The sequence below is a fragment of the Variovorax sp. UC74_104 genome (assembly GCF_044055375.1).
In the GTDB taxonomy this organism is placed as follows: domain Bacteria; phylum Pseudomonadota; class Gammaproteobacteria; order Burkholderiales; family Burkholderiaceae_C; genus Variovorax.
The window spans coordinates 2,772,761-2,793,007 of the sequence record NZ_CP171978.1; the positions used below are offsets into that span (position 1 = coordinate 2,772,761).

At 69.5% G+C, this 20,247-nt stretch carries 14 protein-coding genes; all 14 read right to left on the bottom strand.

What is annotated here, in order from left to right; genetic code table 11:
* Positions 1–37: 37 nt before the first annotated feature.
* The 14 genes from ACHMXA_RS12835 to tssH are packed head-to-tail and all read right to left on the bottom strand — an operon-like array spanning position 38 to position 20,242.
* Complete coding sequence (locus ACHMXA_RS12835) at positions 38–1,561, bottom strand: hypothetical protein (RefSeq protein WP_176664728.1); 1,524 nt, start codon at positions 1,559–1,561, stop codon at positions 38–40.
* Between the two features lie 40 nt (positions 1,562–1,601).
* Positions 1,602–2,837, bottom strand: a complete 1,236-nt coding sequence (gene tssA, locus ACHMXA_RS12840) for a type VI secretion system protein TssA (protein WP_395320897.1) — start codon at positions 2,835–2,837, stop codon at positions 1,602–1,604.
* Positions 2,837–6,904 (bottom strand): type VI secretion system protein, encoded by a 4,068-nt coding sequence (locus tag ACHMXA_RS12845; RefSeq protein WP_395320898.1) that lies wholly within the window; start codon positions 6,902–6,904, stop codon positions 2,837–2,839. Before ACHMXA_RS12845 ends, tssA begins: the two co-directional genes overlap by 1 nt.
* A gap of 40 nt (positions 6,905–6,944) precedes the next feature.
* Positions 6,945–7,706 (bottom strand): DotU family type IV/VI secretion system protein, encoded by a 762-nt coding sequence (locus ACHMXA_RS12850; RefSeq protein ID WP_176664731.1) that lies wholly within the window; start codon positions 7,704–7,706, stop codon positions 6,945–6,947.
* Positions 7,707–7,710: 4 nt separating this feature from the next.
* The gene (gene tssK / locus ACHMXA_RS12855) at positions 7,711–9,051 is read right to left on the bottom strand and encodes a type VI secretion system baseplate subunit TssK (RefSeq protein ID WP_176664732.1); all 1,341 of its coding nucleotides are present in this window, start codon (positions 9,049–9,051) and stop codon (positions 7,711–7,713) included.
* A gap of 59 nt (positions 9,052–9,110) precedes the next feature.
* The gene (locus ACHMXA_RS12860) at positions 9,111–11,054 is read right to left on the bottom strand and encodes a cation:dicarboxylate symporter family transporter (protein ID WP_395320900.1); all 1,944 of its coding nucleotides are present in this window, start codon (positions 11,052–11,054) and stop codon (positions 9,111–9,113) included.
* Positions 11,042–11,785: an aspartate/glutamate racemase family protein gene (locus tag ACHMXA_RS12865; RefSeq protein ID WP_176664735.1), complete on the bottom strand. Its 744-nt coding sequence runs from the start codon at positions 11,783–11,785 to the stop codon at positions 11,042–11,044. Before ACHMXA_RS12865 ends, ACHMXA_RS12860 begins: the two co-directional genes overlap by 13 nt.
* A 13-nt stretch (positions 11,786–11,798) precedes the next feature.
* Positions 11,799–13,073, bottom strand: coding sequence for a dicarboxylate/amino acid:cation symporter (locus tag ACHMXA_RS12870; RefSeq protein ID WP_176664736.1), 1,275 nt, complete (start codon positions 13,071–13,073; stop codon positions 11,799–11,801).
* A gap of 23 nt (positions 13,074–13,096) precedes the next feature.
* Entirely contained in the window at positions 13,097–14,131 is a 1,035-nt protein-coding gene (locus ACHMXA_RS12875) for an ABC transporter substrate-binding protein (RefSeq protein WP_176664737.1), read from the bottom strand.
* A gap of 17 nt (positions 14,132–14,148) precedes the next feature.
* Complete coding sequence (locus ACHMXA_RS12880; protein WP_176664738.1) at positions 14,149–14,379, bottom strand: hypothetical protein; 231 nt, start codon at positions 14,377–14,379, stop codon at positions 14,149–14,151.
* 40 nt (positions 14,380–14,419) lie between these two features.
* The gene (locus ACHMXA_RS12885; RefSeq protein WP_176664739.1) at positions 14,420–14,809 is read right to left on the bottom strand and encodes a DUF4280 domain-containing protein; all 390 of its coding nucleotides are present in this window, start codon (positions 14,807–14,809) and stop codon (positions 14,420–14,422) included.
* 3 nt (positions 14,810–14,812) lie between these two features.
* Complete coding sequence (locus ACHMXA_RS12890) at positions 14,813–15,541, bottom strand: toxin-antitoxin system YwqK family antitoxin (RefSeq protein WP_176664740.1); 729 nt, start codon at positions 15,539–15,541, stop codon at positions 14,813–14,815.
* Between the two features lie 8 nt (positions 15,542–15,549).
* Positions 15,550–17,496 carry a type VI secretion system Vgr family protein gene (locus tag ACHMXA_RS12895; RefSeq protein WP_256098964.1) on the bottom strand — a complete coding sequence of 649 codons (1,947 nt, stop codon included), beginning with the start codon at positions 17,494–17,496 and terminating at the stop codon, positions 15,550–15,552.
* 7 nt (positions 17,497–17,503) lie between these two features.
* Positions 17,504–20,242 carry a type VI secretion system ATPase TssH gene (gene tssH / locus ACHMXA_RS12900; protein WP_395320904.1) on the bottom strand — a complete coding sequence of 913 codons (2,739 nt, stop codon included), beginning with the start codon at positions 20,240–20,242 and terminating at the stop codon, positions 17,504–17,506.
* Positions 20,243–20,247: the final 5 nt, after the last annotated feature.

Below are 20,247 nucleotides of genomic sequence, written 5' to 3' on the forward strand. Positions count from 1 at the left end.
GGGCGCGCGCCGGTGCCGGTGGCCGGCTGCCTTCGTCCTAGAGCGCAATCACATCCGCAATCGGCTTGTTCGCCTTGAAGCACGACAGCGCCTCCATCTGCTTCCAGGCCTGCAGCTGCGTGAAGTTGGTCTGGTACTCGATGTAGCAGCCGGTCAGCGCCTCGTCGATGATCTTGTCGGCCCGCTCGAAGAGGATCTGGTTGTCTTCCAGGTCGCGGAAGTAGGTGCGCCAGGTGTCGCGTTCCTTCGACTGTCCCAGCAGCGTGAGATAGGCGCTGTAGAAGAGCGAGTTGAAGGCCCGGCCGATGTTGTCCTGGTAGACGGTGAACTCGCCGCCGCCGCCGGCACCCACGCCGAGCGTCACGTCGGCCTCGATGCCGAGCTTGGAGCCGCCGAACGCGGACGACTCGAACTCCAGCGAGAAGGACGCGCCCACGCCCGCCGACAGCGAGCCCTTGGCCGTGCCCTTGACGATGTCGTAGCCGCACATGCGCACCGAGAGCGAGGCCTCGCCCTTCACGCGCGCGCCGGCGAAGGCCTCGGCCCCGACCTTGAACTTCACGCCGTCGACCGTGGCGTTGAACTCGACCTCGGCCTTTGCCATGGCGCCCGCGAAGGCCTCGGCGCTGGCCTCGATCAGGAAGATGTCGGCCACGTCGATCTTCGCGTCGAGCTTGATCTTCACGCCCACCATCGCCTCGACGCTCGCCTTGGCCGTCACGCCCTTGCCGCGCTCGTAGCTCGCTTCGGCCTCCACGGACGCGGAGGCGCCGGCGAACGCATCGGCCTTGAACTCGGCGCGCAGCCCGGTGATCTCGATCACGCACTCGCCCGTGGCGCGCACGCCGTAGCCCACGGAGGCCTCGGCCTTCACCGCTTTCTTGAATTCCTCGTTGGTCCAGGTCACCTTGCCGAACTTGCCGTTCTCACCGCCGCGCATGAGGCCGGTCTCGATCTTGCCGCTGGTCTGCAGCCACGGGCGCGGATCGGCGAACCTGATCTTGGTGAGGTCCTTGCACAGCACGTCGAGGAAAAGGCGCACCTTGGCGGGCTCGTTGTTGCCCATGTACTGCAGCGGGAGCGAGACGTCCTCCATGTACTCGGAGCCGTTGCGCAGGCCGTCCATCCAGAACTTGAGCAGCTGCTTCTTGCGCACGATGAGGTCGCGGCGCACCGCGTTCACCGCCATCTTGTCCGCGACCGAGGCGAGCTCGCTGGGCAGCCGCAGGATGGGCATGTCCAGCAGGCCGCCGAACTGCCGCTTGTACTCGGCGTTGAAGTCGTTCATCTTCTGCAGCACCAGCGCGGGTTCCGGCGAGTGAGTGCCTTGCGTGAGCTTCTCCAGCATCTGCTTGTAGACGTAGAGGAACTGCAGGAACTCCTGCGCGAGCGCCTTGCGCTCCTTGCTGGAGGGGCCGCCGATGATCTTGCCGAGCTGCTTGAGCCAGGCCTTGGTCTTGGTGTTGAACTCGCCGCCGGGCAACTCGGCCCAGACGACTTCGTACTTGTGCGTGAATTTGGCGCTCGCGAGCGCATTGAACAGGGGAGTGGAGGTTGCCATGAGGTTGACGACGTGACGTATTCAAGAAAACGGATTCACCCTAGAGGTCCGGCCTGACGCCGATCATCGAGAAGTAGCGGTTCAGGTCCCCGTCCTCGCGCAGCACTTCCTGCATCAGCTGCGGCAGCGGCATGCGTCCCCATGCCACGGCGCGGTTCACGAGGTAGGGCGTCGGGCTGTGCGGCTCCTCGCGCATCAGGTAGGCGGCGGCCAGCTCGAGCAGCCGATAGGCCTCGGCGCGGCTGCCGATGCGGCCGCCCGCCAGCACCTGCGGGAGCGCCTCGGAGGGAGGGGGAGGAAAGGAGGCAGGAGGAGCGTCGCTCATGTCGTTGTCGTCCATCGGGGTTGCGGTGGGCAGCGGTTCGGCATCCGGCACCCATCCGGTCGGAGCCGGAGTGACTGGTTTCTCTTCGTCGCGCGGATCGCGCCCCTGCAGCAGGCTGCGCAGCGCCTGCCGCATGCGCGCGAGCATCTCCGTCAGCTTCGACAGACTGGGCGCGTCCACGCCCAGCCGCTCGTCGAGCAGGGCTTCCAGGCTGCGCCATGCATCGGCGGCCGCAGCGACCCGGTCGTCGAGCGCGGCGAGCGCATGCAGGTCGCGCGCGGCGCGCTCGAGGATGTCCTGGCGCGACACCGTCTGCGCGCTCGGCTCCTCGGCCACTTCCTTCGCCTTCCCCTTGGCGTTGCCCGCGACGCCGGCCGCGCCCGTGCCGTACTCGCTGCTCAGCGCGCGCTGCCAGTCACCCAGCGTGATGAAGGGCGGCGAGAAATCCGGCCATTCGAGCAGCGGCACGCGCATCAGCAGCGCCTGCGCGATGGTGTCGTTGACCCACACGAAGGTGGCGGTGCGCATGTCGGCGTCGCCGTCGTCGCCGATGCGCGGATGCACGTCTTCCCAGAACTCGCGCGCCAGGCCTTCGAGCAGCCGCGCCCCGGCGGCCATCCCGTCGACCGCATGGCGGTGCACCCAGGCCTCGGTGAGCCAGGCGGCCATCTGCAGGTCCTTGCTGCGGCGCTGCAGCACCTCGGTGCACAGCATTTCGGCGGTACGCCAGTCGGCCTTCTTCAGCGGACGAGTCCATTCGCCCATCGGCAGGCTGGCGTCTTCCTCGGTGCGCGCTTCGCGAATGCGGGCGCACACCGGGTCGTAGCGCAGCGGCGGGCCGGCCGGGCCTTCGGGGCCCTCCAGCGGCGAGAGAAAGGCCGCGAGGTCGGGCGCGAAGCCGCCGGTGGCTTCGTCGATATCGGCGTTCAAGGGAGACATCAGGGCGGCCATCAGGGCATGTTCCATTCGGGAGCGCGCGCGGGAAACGCGGTGGGCCAGATCAGGGCGTTCTTCTTTCCGGCGGGGCTGGCGGCGATGCGCAGGAACACGCGCGCGCGTCCCCCGTTTGGCGCCTGGGCGGCGTCGCCGGCCGACTGGGCCACCAGCGGAAACTCGAACTTCAGCAGTTGCGAGCGGCCGTCGGGCCGCTGCGCCGGGTCGCCTTCGCGCTGGCGCTGGGCCAGCGTGAACAGCGCCCACGGGTCGGCGAAGCGGAAGCTCACGGTCTGGCCGTCGGTGATCAGCGCATGCTGCTGCGGGTCGGCGCGCGCCATCAGCGGCGAGTCCTTCGCGATGCGCAGCACCAGCGCCACCGGCATGCCGTATTCCCAGCGCAGCGTGCGCGGCGCGTCGCGCAGCCGGAGCACCTGGTCGCCGACCTCGAAGGACCAGTCGATGATCTTGTTGCCTTCGATTTCGCCCATGGTGTTCGCGCGGAAGTCCACGCTCAGGTCATAGCCCGGCGCGGCGCCGTCCTCTGTGGGGAAGAGCGGCAGCAGGAAGTCGCGCGCGCGGGCGAACTGTTCGGCGAAGCGGCGCGCGCCCGCGCCCTGCATGCCGGGGCCGCGCATGCCGCCCGCGTCGATCGCGCGGTTCTCCTTCAGCGCGCGCGCCAGCGGGTCGAAGGCGCGGGCCAGGTCGTTCACGTCCGCCGGATCCGCCAGCTCGAAGGCGCGGCCGGTGGCCGGGCCGAAGGGGTGGCGGCCGGCCAGCGAGCGGTTGAAACGGGTGGAGAACTGCGTCCACAGCTCCTGCTGGTCGCCGAACTGCAGCTCCTGGCAGCGCGCGAGCAGTGCGCTGTAGATCTGCTGGTGCCGGTCGGCGAAGTAGTCGCCGATGCGCGTGGCCGGTGCCTTGCCGGCCAGCTTCGCGCCGCAGGACTCGCGATCGATCTCGGCGCCGGTCGTGCCCAGGAACTGTTCGAGCAGCAGCAGGCTGCTGTTCGGGTTCTTCAGCCGGTAGCGCTCCAGGTCGCGGTTGATGGCCTGCCAGCGCTGCGCGAGCACCGAGCCCGCTCCCGCGCCGTCGAGCGCCGAGATGTAGCTGTCGGCCAGCTTGCCCAGCGCCTCCGTGCGATTGAACTGCTGGCCCAGGTAGGCCGCGAGCGAGCCCGCGTCGGAGACGCCGAAGGCCACCAGCATCGGCCCGCGCTCGCCGCGCCAGGCCTGGAAGTCGCGTCCGCGCATGGCGTACAGCTCCGATTGGTTGAAGGCGTCGTCGACGGCCTCCAGGCGCAGCAGCGCGTCGCGCGAGACCATCGCGCGCAGGTCTTCGGCGCGCGAGCCGGCCCCCAGCTCGTAGAGCAGCGCCTGGAGCTTGGCGAGGCGCTGGCGCGAGGCTTCGTAGGCCGATGCCTGCGTGTCGGTGACACGGCCGCCGTCGCCCATGCCGTTCGCGGCTTCGGCGACCTGGTCGACCACCAGTTGCGCGAAGTGCGCGTTCAGCGCGGCCTCGATGCCCGGGCGCAGCGCCGCCGGAAATGCCTGCATGCCCTCGCTCATGTAGCGCTTGCGGATGTCGCCAACGGCCAGCGCCTGGTCGAGCCGCGGCAGGTCCCACGCGGCGAGGCCGCGCATGCCGGCGCCCGGCAGTTCGCGGTCGCGCGCGGCGGCCATGAAAGGCTGCGCCAGCAGGGCGGTGAGCGCGTCGCGCAGCGCGATGCGCTCGGGCGCCAGCGCGAAGCGGCCGTCCTTGTCCTGCCAAACCAGGCCCGGCTGCGCGCCGCCGAAGCGCAGGTTGAACTCGGCGCGGAACTTCTGGAAGGCGTCCTGCGCCCGCGAGCGCACCGCGTCCGCAGGTTCCAGCCCCAGCAGCCGGTTCTGCTCGATGCGCGCGATCGTGCGGTCGTAAGAGGCGCCCAGCACCAGCACCGGCTGGCGCATCCAGCCGCCCTTGCCCGAGGCGACCAGGTCTTCCTGGTCCTTGATGGCCGCGATCACCTCCCGGTAGCTGGCCGTCGTGCGCGTGAAGGTGCCGGTGCTCGCCAGCGATGGCAGCAGCCGTGCCAGCGATTGCTCCGACACCAGCAGCTCGTTGTTGACGAAGAGCCGTGCATCCAGCTGTGCCGTGCCCTTGTCGAGCGCGCAGCGCAGCGCCGACTGCACGGGAGCGAGCGGAATGGCCAGCGCGTTGCCCTCTGCCGCCTGCCTGAAGTAGCGCAGGTTGCGGCTCAGGTCCGCCGGCAGCTCCGCGCCCAGCGCGTAGCGCACGGCCACGCGAAGGTCTTCCGCATTGCCGGTGGCCGGCTGGCGCAGCCGCTCCACCGCCTGCAGTGCGGCATCGAGCTGCTCGACCGAGCCCAGGTAGCGCTGCAGCGCGCCGAACTCCGGCTGGTCTTCCACCAGCAGGCCGTTCTTGCGTGGCGCGTCGCCAATGGTCTTGAAGCTCGGCGGGAGTCCGCAGCTCGCGCCGGTGATGAATTCGCCGGTGGCCTCGTCCTGCTCCACGCCGCTGAGCTGGCTCACGCGCGCCATCAGCTCGCGCCGCAGCGTGCTCACTGCGATGTCGCCGAACTCGCGCTCGATGCGCTCTATCACGCGCTCGTTCAGGTCGTCGAAGGGCTGCCAGGAGCCGGGCATGAAGAAGGAGTACGTGCCGTCAGTGCGCAGCCGCTCGTTCATGGCCAGCAAGGACAGCGCCTTGTTGCGGTACCAGGCGGTGGGAATGGTCTCGCCGCGCTGCAGCGCGCGCATGCGGTACTGCGCGTCATGCTGCAGCTGCGAGAGCGCGGAAACCAGCGTCGCGTTGTGCCTGTTCAGCTGCCAGGTCGCCACCAGAAGCCCGATGCCCCAGCCGCCCAGGAAGAGCACCGCCGCCCAGCGCAGCGCGCGATGCAGCACGGGCCGCGTGAGCGTCTGCGTGCGCGAGGGCCGCGTGAGGCCGTACTCCAGGAAGATCTTCTTCTCGAACAGGTCGCGCAGGAAGGCCGGCTGGCGCATCAGCTGCGCGATCAGGTCGCCGCCGATGGGCTCCAGGTCCTTCCGGCCGTAGGCGTCGTGCTCCGAGTCGATGGCCGCGACGGTCTGCGCCGATTCGCCGCTGTCGCCCGTGAGGTAGATGCCGCGGAAGAAGAAGGGCTCGTGGTACGCGCTCGGGCGCATCAGTTCGTCGACGTACAGCTGCAGCTGGCCGCGCAGCGCCTCGATGCGCGAAGGCAGCAGCAGTTGCGCGCCGGCACCCTGCGGCTCAGTGCCGGTGGCGAAGAGCTCGGCCGATACGTCGGACACCGAGCGCACCACCGTGCCCACCGCCTCGTCGACCCACGCGGGCTGGTAGGTGGTCGACAGGTCGTAGGGCGAGGACCAGCCCAGCATGCTCGCGCGCAGCGGCTCGGGCAGGGCGCTCGCGAAGGCGCTGAAGCCCTCCAGGTGCTCCGCGCCGGTGACAAGCACGTACACCGCGAAGCGCATAGCGAAGCGGTTCTGCGCCAGCCACAGGCGCCGGTGCGCAAGCTTGGCGCGCTTGGAGAGCTCGAGCCGGCCGTCGGTACTGTCGTCGAGCAGCAGCGCGGCCGGAATGGTGATGACCACCGAGTCGAAGGGCCGCTGCGGCCGGTACGACCGGCACATGCCCAGGAACTCGTCCCACGGCTTCTCGGAGGCATCGTCGTCGTCGGGCGAGCCGAGGTAGGCGCCCTGGATGTCGATGACCACACCGCGGTCGAAGAAGTGCCACGAGATGCCCTGCGTGGCCGCGGCCGAGGCCGATTCGGTGCTGAGTGCGCTCGCCACGCCCGACTGCTCGATCGGCAGCTGCCGGTGGTCGTCGCCCTCGTTGAGCAGCATGATCCACGGAATGCCGTAGCGGTCGGCGCGCGAGGCGATGTTGCCCTCGATCAGCTCCACCGCCTGGCGGAACGAGCTGCGCAGCGAGTCGAAGCGGATGCGCGCGACCTTCGGATCGCTCGATGGCTTGGCGTGCGAACGGCGTGCCGCGAAGTACAGCACCATGCCGAGCACGAGCAGCACCACCAGCGTCAGCACCGCGATGGAAACGAGGAAGAGCTGGTCAGTCAGCATGTCGACGACCTCCTGATGCTCCTTGGGTGGCGCAGGTCGTTCATCGCTGGTAGGCCCCCGATGCGTCGACCGCTCCCGGCTGCAGCACCTGCCGCACGGGCCACGACTGCCACAGCCACAGCAGCTCCGACACCGCCAGCAGCGTGGCGACGCCCAGCATGAACAGCACCGTCCAGCGGCTCAGCGTGGGCAGCTTGCGCGGCGCGATGTGCGAAAGCGTGCTCGCGTAGGCGCGCTCCGATACCACGCGGTCGCGGCCCGAGAAATCGGCCGGCCGCTGGTAGACGAACTGAAAGAGCTCCTCGCGGTAGCCCAGCAGGCGGGCTTCCTCGCCCGCGCCGCGGTACTTGCCCTGGAAGCCCAGCGCCAGCGCGAAGAGATACAGCCGCGCGATGTCGCGCTTCGACGGTTCGCGGCCTGACAGCAGTTCCTCGATGCGGCTGAACACCAGGTCGCCCGCGATGTTGGTGCGAAAGAGCGACGACTCCAGCAGGTGCGCCGTCCAGCGCTCGCGTCCGATCCACGGCGTGTGCAGCAGGATCTCGTCGGCCAGCGCGGCCTTGAGGTAGCGCGCGTCGGCCACGTTCTCGAGCTCGAAGCGCGTGCTCTCGCGGCGCGATTCGAGCGACTGCAGCTCCAGCAGGTTCTCCAGGTGGCGCGCCAGCGTCTGCGCCACCATGTCGATGTCGCTCTCGCGCGATTCGGCGGTGCGGTCGCGTGCCTTCACGATCTCGTCGTAGAAGGCGCGGAACTGCCGCGTGATGTGGTCGTCGACGGCCAGCTCGGGTAGGTTGCGTGCCATGGCTTCAGTCCTTGATGAACAGGACGATTTCCTGTGGCGGCTGGGCGGTGGCGCCTTCGTTGGCGTTGGCGATCACCAGCAGCTCGCCGGGAACGGTCAGCGCGGCGCTGGTCTGGATCGCGTAGAGCAGGTAGCCAGAGCCCGGGCGCAGGCCGAGCTCGTCGGCCGACTCGATGGAACGGCGCACCGCGCCCAGCACGCGGCGCTCGCGCAGCGAGGGATAGGCCGACTGCGAACCGACGATGGCGCTGTCCATCCAGGCCAGCAGGTCCTTGTCGGACTGTCCGCGCAGGCCCACCACGATGCGCGCGCCGGCCACCCACTGCGGCTGCAGCGTGGTCTCGAAGGCGCCCTGGCGGAAATCGAACTTGTGCTCGCGATACTCCTGGCTCACCTCCGACACCGCGTCGCGCAGCGCCAGCAGCAGCGGCTGGAACACGCGCGAGGGGTCGGCGTGGTCGTAGTCCATCGGCACAGGCGGCACGCCGCCCGGGCGCAGCAGGCTCAGCGAGGCCAGCAGCGCACAAAGGGACCAGTACATCGGCAGCGGATGCAGGTGCGGCGTGCGCATCACCGCCTCCGCATGCGGCAGGCCCGACAGCAGGCTGCGCAGCCGGTCCTTCAGCTCCAGGTGCGCGAGGCGGTCGTCGATGCGCGAGGAAGGCACGGCCGTCTGCTTGGCGACGAAGGCTGCCTTGCCGCGCAGCTGGCCGAGCAGGGCGGACGCGGCGGTCCACAGCGGGTTGTCGCGCGCCACTTCCAGCAGCGGCGGCTGCGCGTCGCCGAGCTTCACCACCTCGTTGTCCTTGAAGACCTGGCCCAGCCGCAGATGCACGTGCGTGCCGGGCGGCACCGCGCCGGCGCTGAGCGCGAGGCGCGGCAGCATGCGCGGGATGTTCGCGGGCTCGGCGTCGGACACCGCGTCTTCCACCGGCGCGCCGGCCACCGAGCGGAAGCGCACGGTCGCGGCGCGATGCCGGTTGGGCGTGGTGACCGGCAGCGTGAGGTAGATGTCCAGCGGCTCGTTGGCCAACCGCTCCGCGTAGGGCGCGAGGGAAAGCTCCAGCGCGCCGTGCGCGGCCTCGGCAGCCGAAAACTGCACCGCGGTGCCGTCGGGCAGGATGGCTTCGAGCGCCAGCACGCGCAGCAGGCCGGCGGGCAGCAGGCCCTGGTCGAACACCAGGCGGCGCACGCCCCAGGCGAAGGGCGCGGCGGCCAGCGTCTGCCAGGCCACGAGGGTGTCCATGCGCGAGGAGAACTGCTGGAAGTGCTGCGGCGACAGCAGCATGCCTTCATGCCACTCGACGCGGTCGGTGACGGGGGCGGCGCGGTGCAGGTCAGACATGGCGTGCTCCCGCGCGGCTGGATTGGAGTTGTTGGTTCACTTGAAGGAATCCGTGTTGTTCAGCGCGACGCGGCCGACACGTCGAAGCTCTGTGCATCGAAGCGGGCCACGATCGAGCCCTTGAGGTCTTCCACCCGGATGCGGTTCGCACCGGGCGTGGTGTAGTTCGCGAAGACCAGCACCGCCGAAACGCGCGGCGAGCCGATGGCGCTGGCGGGCACGCGGATCGTCTGGCCCGGCACCAGCTCCCACGAGAGGTACGACAGGCTCTGCGGAAAGGTCTTCTGCAGGTCGGCGCGCGCGCCGAACCACTTGGCGGCCGTGAGCTCGGTCACGCGCGCGAGCATGGCGTCGTCGAGCACCATCACCACGTCGACGGCCACGGGGCTGTTCTGGTTGGCGCCGGGCGCGGCCGACAGCGTGAGCTCGTTCCAGCTCACGCGCGTGCCCTTGGGAAAGAGGCTGCCGCATGCGGCCAGCTGCACGATGAGCAGCAGCGCGGCCATCCGCTTGATGAGAAGCTTCTTCGTCCGGTTCATCGCGAAATTCCTGTGTTCGCCGCGGCGGGGGGATGCGTACGTGACCGCCGACTGCGCCTGCCGCACGCCCACCGCGATGCCCATCAGCAGGATCAGCACGGAGGCCAGCACGCTGCAGCCCGCGAGCAGTGCGACGTGCCCGCGTGCGAACACGAAGCGCAGCGGCTGGGCGGGCTTGATCTCGGCAGCCGGCGCCGCCACGCGCTCAGAGGGCAAGCCGGCCGACACCATCGAAATCAGCGCGCAGGTAGCCAGCAGCGTCAGCAGGTTGCGCGGGCCCTCGCAGATCAGGTCGATGGCCAGGAAGAGCGCCAGCGCCGCCTCGATGGGCAGCTGCAGCATCGACAGCACGATGCCCGCGTAGCCCACGTTGGTGAGGCTGCTGTTGCCGGCAGAGGCGAAGGCCGCGATGGTCGCGCCCGTGCCGATCATCCCGATGTCGGCCGCGCTGAGCGTGCGGTCGTAGAGGTTGGCGACGAAGAGCGCCGCCAGCACGTAGTAGAGCGCCGAGCCCGCGCGCAGGAACACCGAGGCGGTGGGCACCACCAGTTCCACGATGCCGCGGCTGAAGCCCAGGCGCGCGCTCATCGTCTCGATGGTGTGCGGAATGCTGGCCGTAGTGCTCGACGACATCAGGCTCACCAGCATCGGCGTCTTCAGGTGCTGCAGCACCTCGGCCAGCGGCTGGTTGCCGCGTCGGTGAATCACCGCGATGGCCAGCGCGCCCAGCAGTGCCACCAGCACGACGAAGTGCAGCAGGAAGCCGCTCATGGCGCGGATGGTCAGTGCATCGGTCTGCGACAGCACGTGCGCCGACATGCCGAAGGCCACCACCGGCAGCAGGATGTTGGCGCGCGCGATGATGAGTTCGAGCGTGCGGTAGATGCCCTCGAACATGTGGTTGAGCGCCGCGTGCTGCGTGCGCGCCAGCGCCGCGAAAGCCAGGCCGAACAGCAGTGCGCAAGAGAGGATGCCCAGCGAGCGGCCCTCGGCCAGCACGCGGAAGAAGTTGTCGGGCACCACGGTGGCGCGCGGGCGTTCGATGGGCGTGGCCTGCATGCCGTTGTCGTGCAGTCGCATCTCGATGTCGCCGCCGTCGCCGGCCCGCTGCACCAGTTCGCCGAGGTGCTCGCGCGCTTCGGCGTCCAGGTGCGCGCCCGGCGCGTTCACCCAGCCCAGCGCCAGCCCGGTGGCGGCGCAGCTCACCACCAGCAGCAGCGCGAGGCCAGCGATCATCGCAATGCGCCTTCCGGGAAAGGGCAGGCCCATGGTCTGGCGCAGGCCGAAGAAGGTCGCCACCACCAGCAGCGGAATGGCTGCCATGCTCACGATCGCCAGGTAGACCTGCGCCGCCGTGTACGCCACGTCGCCCAGCGCGGGCGCATACACGCCCGCGACGGCGCCTGCCGCCATGCACAGGAGCAGGGCGAGCAGGCTGTGGGACATGCGCGTCAGGAAAGCCATGCCGGCCTGTTCCATCCCTTGTCGAGCGCGAAGGCGACCGTCGCGCGCGCCAGTTCCAGCGAGCTGTCGACCAGCGTCAGCGGCGTGTGACCGGTGGCCCGTGCGACCTTCGCGGCCTTCGCAGCGATGGGCAGCTCGGTGCAGCCCATGATGACGGCGGTGGCGCCCGTGGCGGCCAGCGCCTGCAGCGCGAGCCCGAACGCCGCAGCGCCGGCGTCGATGTCGCCGCCCTTCACCGAGCGGATGCAGGCGTCCACGTGGTCTTGGCCGGTGCCGGCATCGGGCACGATGAAATCGATTCCGCGCTCGCGCAGCGCCTGCTGGTAGAAGCCCGAGGCCAGCGCGCCGCGCGTGGCGAGCACCGCCACCCGCACCGGCCGGTCGTCCGATGCCGTCGCGATGGCGGCCACGCACGACTGCGCGATGTGGATCACCGGCGCGCGGCTGTGCGCCGCGATCTGCGCATACCAGTGGTGCGACGAGTTGCAGGGAATCGCGATCACGCCGACGCCGGCGTCGTTGAGCACGTCGATGCCCGCGAGCAGCGCATCGAGCGGGTCGGGCCCGGTGCCCAGGATGGCGCTGGAACGGTCCGGCACGTGCGGCAGGTTCGCGACGATCACCGGCAGGTGTTCCTGGTCGCGCGTGGCCGGCGTGAGCTGGATGATCTTGTCCATGAAGTCCACCGTCGCCGATGGACCCATGCCGCCGAGAACGCCTATGCGTGACATGAAGGCGCGCTCCCTAGATCTTCAGCGGACGCGGGCACACCACGGCCACTGCGGCGGTGTTGCCGATGACCAGCACCAGCGTGCGCAGCATGTCGCACACCGGGTCCACCGCCAGGAACAGGATGAAGGCCGCCTCGAAGGGCAGGCCCAGGTAGGTGCAGGTCATGCCGATGAGCGACACCGTCACCAGCCCCGTCATGCCTGCAGAGGCGAAGCCCGCGAGCACGGAAGAGGTGAGCACGATGCCGATCTCCACCGGCGTGAGCGAACGCCCGTAGATCTGCGCGATGAAGAGCGTGGCGCACACGTAGTACACGACCGGCCCGATGCGCAGCAGCGACACCGTGAGCGGCACCAGCAGCTCCACCCGCGAGCGCGCGAAGCCCAGGCGCGTGACCAGGCTCTCGATCATGATCGGCATGCAGGTGGCGCTGCTGCGCGTGGCCAGCGCCAGCGCGAAGGGGCCGCGCAGCGCGTTGAGCGTCTGCCCCAGCGTGCCGTTGGAGCGCTTCCAGATGATGACCGCCGCCACCGCCAGCAGCAGCGCCGACACGACGAGGAAGGCGACCACGAAGGCGCCCATCGCCTTCAACGGTTCGATGCCCGTCTTGCCCAGCTGCGCCGCGCTCATGCAGAACAGCACCACCGGCAGCGGAAAGCTTAGCCAGCGCATCAGCGTCTGGCAGGCGTGGTACACGGTCTCCAGCGCCTGCGTGAGGCCGTCGGAGATGCGCGTGGGCACGTGACCCACCGCCAGGCCGAAGAGCAGCGCGAACACCAGCGTCTTCAGCGTGTCGCCGTTGGCCAGCGCCGAGAAGATGTTGGCGGGCACCAGGCTCACCAGCATGTCGGCGAAGCTGGCGGTCTTCTTGACCTCGTCCACGCCGCGCAGGTTCATGGCCGTGTCGCTGGCGCTGAGATCGCCGCCCACGATCTGGCCGAAGGTCTGCATGGTGCTGCTGGGCAGGTTCTCGCCGGGACGCAGGATCAGCAGCGTGGCCGCGCCCGCGATGGCCACGAAGGCCGAGAACGCGAGGAACACGAGCGCCACCCGGCCCAGCAGGCTGGCCGTGCCGCCGTCGCGGAACAGGCGCTGCAGGCTGAAGATCACGGCCGAGACCATGAAGGGCAGCGTGATCATCTTCAGCAGGTCGACGTAGATGTCGCCCACGAAGGCCAGCGGCGTGGCGAGCGGGGGCGCGAGCATGCCGAAGGCCACGCCGGCCCCGAGGCTGATGATGACGACCCACGGGTTGAGGACGAAGGCGTAGAGCTTGGAGGTGTTCATGATGTTTGCGCGTCCTGTGCCGCTCAGCGGTCGAGTGCCTGCAGCACCTTCTGGATATCGAGCTTCTCGGCGCGCTGCGCGAGGAACTGGTTGACGTAGGCCAGCAGCGTGGTGTCGGTCACGGCCACGCCGATGCCCAGCGTGTCCTCCAGATCCTTCAGCGTCACGGTGCGCAGCACGAGCGAGACGGTGGGGTCGGCCTTGAGCACGCGCTTGACCTCGAACTCGTCGCGGTACGCGCTCACGATGTCGCCCTTGTGCAGGGCCACCAGCACGTCGTTCCAGGTCGGGAACTCCTGCACCTTGGCGTGCGGGAAGTTGGTGCGCGCGTAGTCGGCGAACGACGACTTGGCGATCACGCCGATGCTGCCGTCGAAGTTGCGGATGACCTCGGGCAGCGGCCGTCCGCGCGAGAGCTGCGCGAACTTCACGCGGTTGAGGATCAGCGAGTGGCTCAGCGTGAGGTACGCGTCGCTGAACGCGATGGTCTGCGAGCGCGCCAGCGTGCGTGACAGCTTGCTGATGGCCAGGTCGGCCTGGCCGTTGGCCAGCAGGTCGACCACCGCGTTGAAGGTGCCGGCCTCGCGGTTGAAGCGCAGCTTCACGCCCAGCTCCTTGGCGAGCGACTGGGCGAGGCCCACCTCCAGACCGGTCCACTGGCCGCTGTCGTCGAAGAAGAAGAACGGGGGCGTGTCGACCTTGAGCATGGCCACCACCAGCTCGCCGCGCGTCACGATGCGGGCGATGTCGGGTGCGAGCAGCCGTCCGTCGGGCACGCGCACGAGGCCGTTGACGAGCACGGGCGGCGTGGCGGGAGCGGCAGGCTCGACGGCAAAGGCGGCCGCTGCCGGTGCTGCGGGTGTCGCAGGTGCGGCGACAACCGGCGTCGCCGCCACGGGCGCAGCGGGTGCCGCGAGCGTGCCCTGCGCCACGGGCCGTTCGCCCGCGGCGAGCGCGCTTGCACCTGTGCAAAGGCCGGCGATCGCCAGCAGTGTGGGAAGGGCAAGGCGCCGCAGCGCGTTGTGCATGCCCGTGAGGTGTCGTGCGTTGGTCGACATGCTTGTATTCACTTTGGTCATTGGGTGGAGGCAGCGGGGGCCGTGGGGGCCGCGGGAGCCGTTGCGGGCGCGGCGGCGGGCGGTGGAGGTTGCGACGGCGCCGCGGCAGCGGGTACGGGAGCAGGCGCGGGCGCCATCAGCTTGCCGATCTCGACGCCCATCAGGAACAGCAGGACGCACAGCAGCACCAGGCAGGCCGCCGTGATGGCGACCATGCGGGAACTCATCGTGAAAACGTATTGGGACATGGGGTTGTCGGTGCGTGCCGTTCGTTGGTCGTCGTTCGTTTCAGGGAACCATGGAGGTGAATTGCCCGGGCGCGACCACCTGGATCACGCCGCCCCAGTTGCAGGCGAGCTTGGAGCTGTCCTGCAGCGCGGGCATGTTGCCGACCAGCACCGTGGGCGAGCCCGGCGCCCAGGGCGCGGCCGTCACCGGGATGCAGGGCATGGGCGTGAAGGCGCCGAGCGCGGCGGCGGTTGCCGCGGCCACCATCGGGTTCGACATGCTGTTGCAGGTGCCGAAGGGAAGGATGTTGACGATCGGCTTGTTGTCCATGATGTTGGCGCCCGGCGTGCTGCCCGTGAGCACGCCGCTCACGGGCAGCACCACGAGGTTGGACGGCGCGGCGCCGAAGCTGCACTGCAACGTGGCTCCCATGCAGACGTGCATGCCCATGGCTCAGCTCCCCCTCACGAGTTTTTCGAGGCTCTTCATGAAGCCTGGCGAGGCGGCGGTCTCCACGATCTCGCGGCCCGCCTGGTCGAAGCGGCGCGCGCCGCCGTAGGGCTTGCCCTGGCGGTAGGCGACTTCTTCCATCAGTTGCCCGTTGGGCCAGTAGCGCCGCAGGGGGCCGTGCAGCACGTTGGCCACGTAGGTGGAGGACTGCGCGACGCCGCCGTTGGGCGCGTAGTCGATGACCTCGCCGTCGAGCAGTCCGGCGCGGTAGCGCTCGCGCCGCAGCATGCGGCCCTCGTGGAAATAGGTGGCCTCGCCTTCGAGGCGTCCGGCCGCGTAGGGCAGGCGCGCGGTGACGTCGCCCGATTCGGCATACGACACCGCCTCGCCGTGCTGCACGCCGCGCACGTGCTGCAGCGTCTGCATCAGCTTGCCGCTGGGGTAGTAGCTGCGCGTGACGCCCTCGGCCAGGCCGCCGATGCGCTGGGTTTCCTGCAGCAGCTGGCCGCGTTCGTCGAAGAGCCGCATGGGGCCGTGCGGCAGGCCGGCCTGGTACGACGCATCGAGCGCCGGCTTGCCCGGTGCCGAGAAGACCTGCATCGGCCCGTACGGCAGCTCGCCCACGAAGGAGGCGCGCACCACCGTCTGGCCCGCATCGTCCAGCGTCTCGCGCACGACGGCGGCCGGCAGGGCGGCGATGTCCTTGACGGGCAGGGAGGAAGGGATTGCCATGGCGCCGCTCAGTTGATCTTCACCAGCCCGCCCTTGAGCGTGACCATGCCGCCGCCCTCGACGGAGTTCATGCCCGAGGCCTTGCTGCTGATGGAAGGCGCCTCGTTCGACAGCGTGGCGCCGCCCTTGGCCGACAGCGCCACGCCGGCCTCGGCCGCGAAGTTCATGCCGGCGTTGGCGCCCAGGTTGGTGCCGGCCTTCAGGTCCAGCGTCTGCGCCGACTTGATGAGCAGCGTGCCCGTCACGTCGATCACCAGGTTGCCCGTGACCTTGAGCTCGTAGTTGCCCGTCACAGTCTGCGTGAAGTTGGCCTTGTTGTCGTGCGTCTCGTTACCGGTGACGTCGAGCGCGCGCGTGCCCTTCACCGAGTGGGTCTCGTTGCCGGTGTCGACCTTCACGGTGCGATTGCCCTTGGTGACGGTGTGCGTCTCGTTGCCGGCCTTCACGGTGGTGGCCAGGTCGTTCTCGATCTCCACGCGCATGTCTTTCTGCGCATGAAGGTAGAACTCCTCCGAGCCCTTCTTGTCCTCGAAGCGCATCTCGTTGAAGCCTCCGCCGCCCTTCGTCGAGTTCGAGCGGATGGTGCTTTGCGACGAACTGCCCGGCAGCGCGACCGGCGTCGCGTGCGTGCCGTTGTAGACGCTGCCCGAGACGAGCGGCCGGTCGGGGTCGCCGTCGACGTAGCTCACGACCACCTCCTGCCCGATGCGCGGCAGGAAAAGCGCCCCCCAGCCTTCGCCAGCCCACATCTGCGAGACGCGGATCCAGCAGGAACTCTTTTCGTCCTTCTTGCCCAGGCGGTCCCACGGGAACTGCACCTTGATGCGACCGTGCTGGTCGGTCCAGATTTCCTCGCCGGCAGGGCCGACCACGCGCGCCGTGTGGCTGCCGGCAACCACCGGCCGGGGCATGACGCGCGGCGGGCGGAAGGGCAGGGCGGGAGGCAGGGTCTCGAAGCTGTTGCCGTAGTGCTCGAGGTCGGCGTGGTGCCGCACGCTGTGCACCATGTGCGCCACGTTGAGGTCCGCGCGCGGATGGTCTTCCAGCGTGAAGGTGGTGCCGGGCGTGAGGTAGTGGCAATGGCTGTCGCCGCGGCCGGACTGGCTGCCGCTGCGGTGTGCCTCCAGCCGGATGCGCGCGCGCGACTGTGCCGCCGAGAGCGGCACGCGCGAGGGGTACTCGTAGTCGGTGCCGCGGCCGTCCTTGCCCTGCGTCTCCTTCAGCAGGCTGGTGTCGGGCGTGAGGAAGTCGTAGTCGTCGACTTCCTGCGCCTTGGTGGCCAGCCGCGCGTCCGACTCGAAGCGGGTCACGGCGTGGGCGTGCGCGAAGCCTTCCTCGGCGCTGCGAACCAGAAGCTTGTCGGCATGCGGGCACGGCTGGCATGCCGAATTGCTGTCGGCCAGCACCAGCGTGTGTTCACCGTCCGCGAAAGTGAAGAAGTAGAAGATGCCTTCCTCTTCCATCAGCCGCGAGACGAAGTCGAAGGCCGTCTCGTCGTAGCGCACGCAGTACTCGCGCGGCGTGTAGCTGCCGCTGAGCTGGAGCGCGAAGCTCACGCCGAAGTCGCCGAGCATCTTCTGCACGATGTCCGGCGTGCTCATGTTCTGGTAGATCACGCGGTCGCGGCCCAGCGTGAGCAGCCACATGCGCGGCACCAGTTCGAGCGTGTAGGTCGCGAAGTCGCGGTTGCTGCCCATGTAGGTGAAGCGCGAGACGATGCCGTTGAAGAAGCGGCTTTCCTTCCCGGGCCGCTGCAGCACGACCGTGGCCGAGGTGCCGATCACCGCGGCAGCGTCCAGCGCGTCGTCGGACGAACGCATGGTCAGCGAGCAGGCGAAGAGCTGCGATAGCCCCTCGGTGGCCTGGAAGGATTCGAGCAGCAGCTTGTCGGGGCCGAACGCCGTCTTCACCGTCAGAAAGGCGGCGTGCTGGGTAAAGCCTTCGCGCATGTTCATCGCTTCGTCAGCTCAGCGTGGCCGGCTCGAAGCCGAAGGCGAAGGCACCGTCGGCGCCCACGCTCATGTGCACGCCGGTGAAGGCGGCCGCCATCGAGATGCGCTCCAGCACCTGGCGCGACAGCTCGGGCAGCACCGCGTGCGCCAGGATGTGGTCGATGTTGCGCGCGCCGCTGTCCACCTCGGTGCAGCGCGCGGTGATGGCGTCTTCCACCTGCGCGTCCCAGGTGAACCCGGCGTGGTGATTCAGCGCGAAGCGCCGTGCCAGCTTGCCCAGCTTGAGGTTGACGATGGACCGGATCTGCCCGTCGCCCAGGTGGTGGTAGGGCACCAGCGCGAGCCGGCCCAGGAAGGCGGGGCTGAACTGCTTGAGCAGCTCGGGGCGCAGGCGCTCCACGAGCTCGTCGGGGTCGGGCCTGCGCCCGCCCTGCGAGGCCTGCGTGATCACGTCCTGCGCGGCGTTCGAAGTGAGCAGGATCAGCGTGTTCTTGAAGTCGATCAGCACGCCTTCGCCGTCTTCCATGGTGCCCTTGTCGAACACCTGGAAGAAGAGTTCCAGCACGTCGGGGTGCGCCTTCTCCATCTCGTCGAGCAGCACCACGCTGTAGGGGCGCCGCCGCACCGCCTCGGTGAGCACGCCGCCGCGCCCGTAGCCCACGTAGCCGGGCGGCGCGCCCTTGAGGCTGGAGACGGTGTGCGCCTCCTGGAACTCCGACATGTTCACCGTGATGACGTTGCGTTCGCCGCCGTACAGCAGGTCGGCCAGCGCGAAGGCGGTCTCGGTCTTGCCCACGCCGCTCGGGCCCACCAGCATGAACACGCCCACGGGCTTGCCGGGGTCGTCCAGGTCGGCGTGGAAGGTGCGGATGCGCCGCGAGATGGCGTCGAGCGCGTCGTCCTGCCCGACCACGCGCTCGGCCAGCTTCTCCTTCAGGTTGAGCACGGTGTGAAGCTCGTCGGTCATCATCTTGCCGACCGGAATGCCGGTCCAGCCGGAGATGACTTCGGCCACCATGGTGCCGTCCACGCACACGGGCACCATGGGCTCGTCGTTCTGCAGCGCCTCCAGGCCCTTCTCCAGGCGACGCAGCGCGGCAGTGAGCAGGGCGGGGTCGTTCTCCTCGTCGGCCGGCGGTGCGTCGCTGCGCAGGTTCTCTGCGATCTTGCGGCGCAGCGCGACGATCTCCATCACCGCGTGTTTTTCCTCGTCGACCTTGTCGCTCAGGCGCTTGTGCTTCTGGCGCAGTTCGTCGAGCCGCGCCGAGAGCGTGGCGATGGCTTCCTGCCGGTCGCTGCCCGTGGCCGCTTCATGGCGCAGCACGCGCAGCTCGTTCTCGCCGGTGGCGATGTCGCGCGCCGTCGATTCGAGTTCGGCCGGCAGCCCGTTCTGCCCGATGGCCACGCGCGCGCAGGCGGTGTCGAGCACGCTGATGGCCTTGTCAGGCAACTGGCGGCCGGTGATGTAGCGGTGCGAGAGCTTCACGGCCTCGCGCACCGCGTCGTCCACGATCTCCACGCCGTGGTGCTTCTCCAGCGTCTCGACCATGCCGCGCAGCATGTCGATGGCGACTTCCTCGCTGGGCTCCTCCACCTTCACGACCTGGAAGCGCCGCGCGAGCGCAGGGTCGCGCTCCACGTATTTCTTGTACTCGGCCCAGGTGGTGGCGGCGATGGTGCGCAGTTCGCCGCGCGCGAGCGCCGGCTTGAGCAGGTTGGCCGCATCGCCCTGGCCCTCGGCGCCGCCCGCGCCGATGAGCTGGTGCGCTTCGTCGATGAAGAGGATCACAGGCGTGGGCGAGGCCTTGACCTCGGCGATGACCGACTTGAGCCGGTTCTCGAACTCGCCCTTCACGCCCGCGCCGGCCTGCAGCAGCGCGAGGTCGAGCGAGCGCACCGACACCTGGCGCAGCGCAGGCGGCACGTCGCCCTGCACCACGCGCTGCGCGAAGCCTTCGACCACGGCCGTCTTGCCCACGCCGGCCTCGCCGGTGAGGATGGGGTTGTTCTGGCGGCGGCGCAGCAGCACGTCGATGATCTGGCGGATCTCGCCGTCGCGGCCGCGGATGGGGTCGATGGCGCCGTCGCGCGCGAGCTGCGTCATGTCGACCGTGTACTGGTCGAGCGAGGGCGTGGCAGAGCTGCTGCGGCGCGCGGTGGGCATCTGCATCGCGCCGGCTTCGGGCGCTGGTTGCGTCGCGGCGGCCGGGTTGGCTGCGGGCGCGGAAGGAGCCTGTGCGATGGGCGCGGCGGCCAGTGCCGCACCCGCCGCGTCTTCGGGCGACGACTGCAGCAGGCCCGCGAGTTCGTCGCGCAATGAACTGCGCGGGATCTGCAGCAACGCGGGCGCCGCATCGACCAGCCGGCCGCGCAGGCGGTCGACCTCGAGCAGCGCCAGCATCAGCGTGCCCGAGCGCACGTGCTGCTGGCCCAGCAGCACCGAGCTCATGAGCCAGGCTTCCTGGAAGAGCGGCGCGAAGTCGGGCGCGAGGCTGGGCGTGCGGCCGTTGCCGCGCTTGAAGGTGTCGAGCGACTTCTGAAGCTGCGCCTGCACCGCGTCGGGCCGGATGCCGAAGCGGCCGAACACCAGCCGAAGGTCGGGCGCCTCGTTGTCCACCAGCTTCATCAGCAGGTGCTCGATGTCCACGTTGTAGTGCGTCTGCTGCACGCACAGCTCGGCGGCCTGTTCCATGGCGCGCTTGCATTCCGGGTTGAGCCGGCCGAGCAGGGTGCGGATGTCGATGTCCATAGGAG

What these genes read in the sequence shown, in the direction of transcription:
- ACHMXA_RS12835 (WP_176664728.1), bottom strand. Translation starts at nt 1,561, where the DNA reads ATGGCAACCTCCACTCCCCTGTTCAATGCGCTCGCGAGCGCCAAATTC.
- tssA (WP_395320897.1), bottom strand. Translation starts at nt 2,837, where the DNA reads ATGGCCGCCCTGATGTCTCCCTTGAACGCCGATATCGACGAAGCCACC.
- ACHMXA_RS12845 (WP_395320898.1), bottom strand. Translation starts at nt 6,904, where the DNA reads ATGCTGACTGACCAGCTCTTCCTCGTTTCCATCGCGGTGCTGACGCTG.
- ACHMXA_RS12850 (WP_176664731.1), bottom strand. Translation starts at nt 7,706, where the DNA reads ATGGCACGCAACCTACCCGAGCTGGCCGTCGACGACCACATCACGCGG.
- tssK (WP_176664732.1), bottom strand. Translation starts at nt 9,051, where the DNA reads ATGTCTGACCTGCACCGCGCCGCCCCCGTCACCGACCGCGTCGAGTGG.
- ACHMXA_RS12860 (WP_395320900.1), bottom strand. Translation starts at nt 11,054, where the DNA reads ATGGCTTTCCTGACGCGCATGTCCCACAGCCTGCTCGCCCTGCTCCTG.
- ACHMXA_RS12865 (WP_176664735.1), bottom strand. Translation starts at nt 11,785, where the DNA reads ATGTCACGCATAGGCGTTCTCGGCGGCATGGGTCCATCGGCGACGGTG.
- ACHMXA_RS12870 (WP_176664736.1), bottom strand. Translation starts at nt 13,073, where the DNA reads ATGAACACCTCCAAGCTCTACGCCTTCGTCCTCAACCCGTGGGTCGTC.
- ACHMXA_RS12875 (WP_176664737.1), bottom strand. Translation starts at nt 14,131, where the DNA reads ATGTCGACCAACGCACGACACCTCACGGGCATGCACAACGCGCTGCGG.
- ACHMXA_RS12880 (WP_176664738.1), bottom strand. Translation starts at nt 14,379, where the DNA reads ATGTCCCAATACGTTTTCACGATGAGTTCCCGCATGGTCGCCATCACG.
- ACHMXA_RS12885 (WP_176664739.1), bottom strand. Translation starts at nt 14,809, where the DNA reads ATGGGCATGCACGTCTGCATGGGAGCCACGTTGCAGTGCAGCTTCGGC.
- ACHMXA_RS12890 (WP_176664740.1), bottom strand. Translation starts at nt 15,541, where the DNA reads ATGGCAATCCCTTCCTCCCTGCCCGTCAAGGACATCGCCGCCCTGCCG.
- ACHMXA_RS12895 (WP_256098964.1), bottom strand. Translation starts at nt 17,496, where the DNA reads ATGAACATGCGCGAAGGCTTTACCCAGCACGCCGCCTTTCTGACGGTG.
- tssH (WP_395320904.1), bottom strand. Translation starts at nt 20,242, where the DNA reads ATGGACATCGACATCCGCACCCTGCTCGGCCGGCTCAACCCGGAATGC.